The 983-nt window shown below is 65.5% G+C and carries 1 protein-coding gene; it reads left to right on the top strand.

The annotated features are described in order from the left end of the window. Positions 1-983 (top strand): amino acid adenylation domain-containing protein (locus E4487_RS24220; protein ID WP_175254573.1); only part of this gene is annotated, 983 nt, incomplete at both ends.

The following is a 983-nucleotide window of genomic DNA, read 5'->3' as shown; positions in this document are numbered from 1 at the left end:
CGTAGGTTCTGCCTGGACAGCGACTGGTCGGAAGTGGAGGGGCTGGAGGGGAGCGATCTGCCGATTCAGGGTACGCCGGACAACCTGGCCTACCTGATCTACACCTCCGGTTCGACCGGCAAGCCCAAGGGCGCTGGCAACAGCCATCAGGCGCTGATAAACCGGCTGCACTGGATGCAGAAGGCGTACTGCCTGACGCCGGCTGATCGCGTGCTGCAGAAGACGCCGTTCAGCTTCGATGTATCGGTGTGGGAGTTCTTCTGGCCGCTGCTGACCGGCGCTGGGCTGGTGGTGGCCGAGCCAGGCGCGCATCGCGATCCGCTGGCACTGCGTCAGGTAATCAACCAGGGCGAGGTCAGCGTGCTGCACTTCGTACCTTCGATGTTGCAGGCGTTCGTCGCCTCGGGCGAGCTGGAACACTGCCCTTCACTCACGCAGGTGATGTGCAGTGGCGAGGCGTTACCCTACGAGCTGCAACAGCAGTTCCGTCAGCGCCACCGCGCCAAGCTGCACAACCTCTATGGTCCCACCGAGGCGGCCATCGACGTCAGCTACTGGGCGTGCGACGAGGAAAACGAACGGCACATCGTGCCCATCGGCCGGCCCATCGACAACCTGCGGCTGTACATCCTCGACCCCTGGCTGGAGCCGGTGCCGCAGGGTGTGGCGGGTGAGCTCTACATTGGCGGCGTTGGCCTGGCGCGGGGTTATCACGCACGACCGGGGCTGACCGCCGAGCGCTTCGTCGCCGATCCGTTCGGTGCAGGCGGGCGGCTGTATCGCACCGGCGACCTGGCGCGCTGGCGGGCGGACGGAGCCATCGAGTACGTCGGACGTATCGACCATCAGGTGAAAATCCGTGGCCTGCGCATCGAGTTGGGTGAGATCGAAGCCCGTCTGCAGGCACATCCGCAGGTGGAAGAGGCGGTGGTGGTGGCGCGTGACACAGCGCAAGGCAAGCAGCTGGTGGGCTATGCCGTGGC

Source organism: Pseudomonas sp. BMW13 (genome assembly GCF_013357275.1).
Classification (GTDB): Bacteria; Pseudomonadota; Gammaproteobacteria; order Pseudomonadales; family Pseudomonadaceae; genus Aquipseudomonas; species Aquipseudomonas khazarica.
The sequence above is the reverse complement of the archived record's forward strand: the minus strand, read 5'-3'. Positions and strand labels throughout refer to the sequence as shown.